Source organism: Mesorhizobium sp. M7D.F.Ca.US.004.01.2.1, assembly GCF_003997785.1.
GTDB lineage: Bacteria > Pseudomonadota > Alphaproteobacteria > Rhizobiales > Rhizobiaceae > Mesorhizobium > Mesorhizobium loti.
This window is the reverse complement of the sequence record NZ_RZRQ01000381.1, coordinates 1-5,139: the sequence shown is the minus strand read 5'-3', so window position 1 is coordinate 5,139 and position 5,139 is coordinate 1. Positions and strand designations below refer to the sequence as shown.

Below are 5,139 nucleotides of genomic sequence, written 5' to 3'. Positions count from 1 at the left end.
TCCCTCAGCGAAAAACAACGACGAGCGCCCTCCTCCCGTCGAGATCGATCGACGGGGAGGATTCGGGCTTTTTCGTGATGCCCGCCGTCAGCTTACGCTATAATTCGCCGGCATCGCGATCATGTTTGGAAACAAGCGTTAATCGTTGCCGGAGATGCCGCCGATCCGGATCACGAACAGCGTTGTCTCATGGGCGGGCTGGACAAGCAGGCTGGCGCTGTCCGGCTCGGGCAGCAGCGTGTCGAGCGGCCCGAGGCGAACCGGTTCGGCGGCGGGCACGATGACTTCGCCGTTCAAGCACAGGATAAGGGTTGTGCCGGCTTCAGTCCGGATTTCCACGGGAGCCGAAATCACCAGGCGTTCGACCGAATGCGTCATCCGGCTTCGGCGGGTCATGACATTGAGATCGGTGATCGGCCCGCCAATCAGCGCGGCCGAGGTCTGCACGTCGGCCGGAAAGGAAAACGGGGCGGTCGCCCTGTTTATGGATGTCGGCGGGTAGCCGGCAATCTCGAGGACGATGCCCTCGCCTTCGAGCACGGCAAGGGTGCGATCGATGCCGGCAAACTGCGAGAACGGACCGCTCGATTCGACGCGCGCCATCGAGACGCGCCAGCCGAAGTCGTCGAGCCCGGCACCGGTGGGCGAGACGGCGATTTCTGTCGTCACGCCGCCGCCGTTCTTCCACGGCATCGACCGGTATTCGGCTGCCCGCAGGATGCGCATGAGATCAGTCCGTTACCCGAGAATGCCAGGCAGGTTGAGTTGGTGCTCCTTGGCGCATTCGATGGCGATGTCGTAGCCGGCATCGGCGTGGCGCATGACACCGGTCGCCGGGTCGTTCCACAACACCCGTTCCAGGCGCCTGGCGGCGTCGCGCGTGCCGTCGGCGACGATGACCATGCCGGCGTGCTGGGAAAAGCCCATGCCGACGCCGCCGCCATGGTGCAGCGACACCCAGGTGGCGCCAGACGCCGTATTGAGCAGTGCGTTGAGCAGCGGCCAGTCGGACACGGCGTCCGAGCCGTCCTTCATCGATTCCGTTTCCCGGTTCGGCGAGGCGACCGAGCCGGAATCGAGATGATCGCGACCGATGACGACAGGCGCCTTCAGCTCGCCCTTGGCCACCATCTCGTTGAAGGCAAGGCCCAGCCGATGCCGGTCGCCGAGGCCGACCCAGCAGATGCGCGCCGGCAGGCCCTGGAAAGCAATGCGCTCACGCGCCATATCGAGCCAGTTGTGAAGATGGGTGTTGCCGGGCGTCAACTCGCGCACCTTGGCATCGGTCTTGTAGATATCCTCGGGATCGCCCGACAAGGCTGCCCAGCGGAACGGGCCGATGCCGCGGCAAAACAGCGGACGGATGTAGGCCGGCACGAAGCCGGGGAAGGCGAAGGCGTTCTCGAAGCCCTCCTCCTTGGCCACCTGGCGGATGTTGTTGCCATAGTCGAGCGTCGGCACGCCGGCGTTCCAGAACGCCACCATCGCCTCGACATGCTCGCGCATGGACGCGCGTGCCGCCTTTTCGACTGCCTTCGGGTCACTGACGCGCTTCTCGCGCCATTCGGCCATCGTCCAGCCCTTCGGCAGATAGCCGTTGATGGGATCGTGCGCCGAGGTCTGGTCGGTGACCATATCGGGGCGAATGCCACGCCTGAACATTTCCGGCACGATCTCGGCCGTATTGCCGAGCAGTCCGACCGACTTCGCCTCGCCGGCCTTGGTCCAGCGCTCGATCTTTTCCAGCGCCTCGTCGAGCGTGTCGGCGCGCTCGTCGACATAGCGGGTGCGCAGGCGGAAATCGATCGAGTCCGGGTTGCATTCGATCGCCAGGCAGCAGGCGCCGGCCATGACGGCGGCCAGTGGCTGGGCGCCGCCCATGCCGCCGAGCCCGCCGGTCAGGATCCATTTTCCCTTGAGATTGCCGCCATAATGCTGGCGGCCGGCCTCGACGAAGGTCTCGTAGGTGCCCTGCACGATACCTTGCGTGCCGATGTAGATCCACGAGCCGGCCGTCATCTGGCCGTACATCATCAGGCCCTTTTTATCGAGCTCGTTGAATTTTTCCCAGGTCGCCCAATGCGGCACCAAATTGGAATTGGCGATCAGCACGCGCGGTGCGTCGGAATGGGTGCGGAAGACGCCGACCGGCTTGCCGGACTGCACCAGCAAAGTCTCGTCATCGGCCAGTGTCCTCAACGAGGCGACGATTTGGTCGAAGTCGTTCCAGGTCCGCGCCGCCCGGCCGATGCCGCCATAGACGACCAGCTCGTTGGGATTTTCGGCGACGTCCGGGTCGAGATTGTTCATCAGCATGCGCAGCGGCGCTTCCGTCAGCCAGGAGCGGGCGCTGATTTCGGTGCCACGCGGGCTGCGGACTTCACGGATGTTGTGGCGAGGATTGTTCATGGCGTCACTCCATAAAAGGACCTGATGTCAGACGCGCGCCCAGGATGTCGCGGTCTCGAGGATTTTCCGCAGCGTGGCGCGGATCGGTGCAGCAAACTCGGCATCGTAAGGCACCGGCCAGTTGTCCGGCATGCCCTTACCTTCCGGCTCGCGCATGTAGCCACGGTTGGACAGCTCCATTTGCAGCGCATGCACGCCATCTTGAGGTTGTCCGAAATGGCGCGTGATCCAGCCGCCCTTGAAACGGCCATTGACGACAGAGGTCTCGCCGGTCTCGGCGATGATCTGATCGACCATCGCCTGCAAGGTCGGATCGGCGCTCTTGCCGTCATTGGTGCCGAGATTGAACACCGGCAGTGTGCCTTCAAACAGGCGCGGCAGCACCGAGCGGATCGAATGGCAGTCATAGAGAACGATCTTCTCGTGCAGCCCGCGCAAGCGGCCGATCTCGGCCTGCAAGGCGGCATGGTAGGGCACGAAGAATTTTTCGCGCCGCTCATCAACCTCTGAAGGTCCCGGCTCCTCGCCTTCGCGGTAGAGCGGATCCCCGTCGAAGGTTTCTGTCGGGCAGAGGCCGGTCGTCGCCTGGCCGGGATAGAGCGATGCGCCGGATGGATCACGGTTGACGTCGATGACGGTGCGAGAGATCGCGGTGTGCACGACAGTTGCACCGAGGTCGGTCACGAAATCGTAGAGCATGTCGATCCACCAGTCGCAGTCGCGGCGGCCGAGCCAGGGCGACACCAGCCGGTTCTCGAGGCCAGCGAGATCGATTCCGGTGTGCGGGATCGACACCAGCAACGGGGCGGTACCGGGCGTGACGGTGAGCCAGGGCGTGCTTGCCATCATGCCGCTCCGGAAATCGACGGCAGCGCTATCGCGCCGGCTGCCTTGATGGTCGCGCCGCTGCGCACCATGGCGATCGCCTTTTCCATATCGGGGTGGAAATGCCGGTCATTGTCGAGATGCGACACCTCGGCCCGGACCAGCTTGCGCACGGCCTCGAGCGCCGCGCTCGACGCCAGCGGCGCATGGAAGTCGCAGCCTTGCGCCGCGGCCAGCAGTTCGATGCCGATCACCGCGGTGGCGTTCTCAACCATGCCGATCAGCCGGCGCGCACCGTGCGCCGCCATCGAAACGTGATCTTCCTGGTTGGCCGAGGTGGGGATGGAATCGACGCTGGCCGGATAGGCTTTCTGCTTGTTTTCGGAGACGAGCGCCGCCGCAGTCACCTGCGGGATCATGAAGCCGGAGTTCAGACCGGGCTTCGGCGTCAAAAAGGCCGGCATCCCCGACAATGCCGGGTCGACCAGCATGGCGATGCGGCGTTCCGACAACGAGCCGATCTCGCAGACGGCGAGCGCGATCATGTCGGCGGCGAAGGCCACCGGCTCGGCGTGGAAATTGCCGCCGGACAGTGCGGTGTCATCCTCGGCGAAGATCAGCGGATTGTCGGTGACGCCATTGGCCTCGGTGCCCAGCGTGTCGGCCGCCTGGCGCAGCACGGTGAGTGCCGCGCCCATGACCTGTGGCTGGCAGCGCAAGCAATACGGATCCTGCACACGCTCGTCGCCAACCCGGTGCGATTCACGGATGGCGCTGCCGGCCATCAGATTGCGCAGCGCGTCCGCCGTCTCGATCTGGCCGCGATGCTTTCTCAAGGCATGAATGCGCGGATCGAAGGGTGCATCGGAGCCTTTTGCGGCGTCGGTCGACAAGGCGCCGGCGACCAGCGCCGACTGGTAAAGCACTTCGGCCTCGAACAGGGCGGCCAGCGCGTAGGCGGTCGAGAATTGCGTTCCATTGAGCAGCGCCAGGCCTTCCTTGGCGCCCAATGTCACCGGCTCCAGCCCATGCGAGACAAAGGCGACCTTGGCCGGGAAGCGTCCATGCGGGGTGAAGCATTCGCCGACGCCGATCATCACCGCCGTCATGTGCGACAGCGGGGCAAGGTCACCGGAGGCGCCGACCGAGCCTTGCGCCGGCACCACCGGGATGACGTCGTTGGCCAGCATCGCTTCCAGCAACTCGATGGTTTGCGGCCGTACACCGGAGGCGCCCTGCGCCAGGCTGGCGAGCTTCAGCGCCATCATCAGCCGGCAAACGGCTGATGGCATCGGCTCGCCGACGCCGGCGGCGTGCGACAGCACGATGTTGCGCTGCAAGGTCTCCAGGTCTTCGGCCGGAATGCGGACGCTCGCCAGTTTGCCGAAGCCGGTGTTGATGCCATAGACCGGCTCGCCCTTGGCAACGATCCTGGCGACGGCCTCGGCGCTCGCCTTGATTTTCGGTCGGCAGGCATCGTCGAGCTTCAGTGCGGCGCCACGATAGATCGCGCGCCAGTCGGCCAGCGTCGCATTGCCGGGCTTCAGGGTCAGTTCGGTCATTGTCCTCTCCAGATGCGGGCATGCAGCGGGTTGAAGCCCATGCGGTAGACGAGTTCGGCGGGGCGCTCGATGTCCCAGATCGCCAGGTCGGCGGATTTTCCGACCTCAAGCGTGCCGGTTTCACCCAGCAGACCAAGCGCACGGGCCGCCTCGCGGGTGACGCCGGCAAGACATTCGTCGACGGTCAGGCCGAACAGGGTCGCGGCCATGTTCATGGTCAGAAGCAGCGAGGTCAGCGGCGAGGTGCCGGGATTGTTGTCGGTGGCGACAGCCATCTTGACGCCGTGCTGGCGAAACAGGCCGATCGGGGGCTTTTTTGTTTCGCGAATGAAATAGTAGGCAC

General features: G+C 64.8%; 5 protein-coding genes. All 5 read right to left on the bottom strand.

Annotated features, from left to right (window positions below; translation table 11 throughout):
• Positions 1 to 138: 138 nt before the first annotated feature.
• Complete coding sequence (locus tag EN993_RS30935; protein ID WP_126068752.1) at positions 139 to 726, bottom strand: HutD family protein; 588 nt, start codon at positions 724 to 726, stop codon at positions 139 to 141.
• Between the two features lie 12 nt (positions 727 to 738).
• Positions 739 to 2,409 carry a urocanate hydratase gene (hutU, locus tag EN993_RS30930; protein WP_127265670.1) on the bottom strand — a complete coding sequence of 557 codons (1,671 nt, stop codon included), beginning with the start codon at positions 2,407 to 2,409 and terminating at the stop codon, positions 739 to 741.
• A 27-nt stretch (positions 2,410 to 2,436) separates the two neighbouring features.
• On the bottom strand, positions 2,437 to 3,255 hold the full coding sequence (hutG, locus tag EN993_RS30925) for an N-formylglutamate deformylase (RefSeq protein ID WP_127265669.1): 819 nt from the start codon (positions 3,253 to 3,255) through the stop codon (positions 2,437 to 2,439).
• Positions 3,255 to 4,796: a histidine ammonia-lyase gene (gene hutH / locus EN993_RS30920; RefSeq protein ID WP_126068749.1), complete on the bottom strand. Its 1,542-nt coding sequence runs from the start codon at positions 4,794 to 4,796 to the stop codon at positions 3,255 to 3,257. The genes hutG and hutH overlap by 1 nt, the downstream gene beginning before the upstream one ends.
• Positions 4,793 to 5,139: amidohydrolase family protein (locus EN993_RS30915; protein WP_164757917.1), on the bottom strand; the 347-nt coding region annotated here is incomplete at its 5' end. The genes hutH and EN993_RS30915, both read right to left, overlap by 4 nt.

What these genes read in the sequence shown, in the direction of transcription:
- EN993_RS30935 (WP_126068752.1), bottom strand. Translation starts at nt 726, where the DNA reads ATGCGCATCCTGCGGGCAGCCGAATACCGGTCGATGCCGTGGAAGAAC.
- hutU (WP_127265670.1), bottom strand. Translation starts at nt 2,409, where the DNA reads ATGAACAATCCTCGCCACAACATCCGTGAAGTCCGCAGCCCGCGTGGC.
- hutG (WP_127265669.1), bottom strand. Translation starts at nt 3,255, where the DNA reads ATGGCAAGCACGCCCTGGCTCACCGTCACGCCCGGTACCGCCCCGTTG.
- hutH (WP_126068749.1), bottom strand. Translation starts at nt 4,796, where the DNA reads ATGACCGAACTGACCCTGAAGCCCGGCAATGCGACGCTGGCCGACTGG.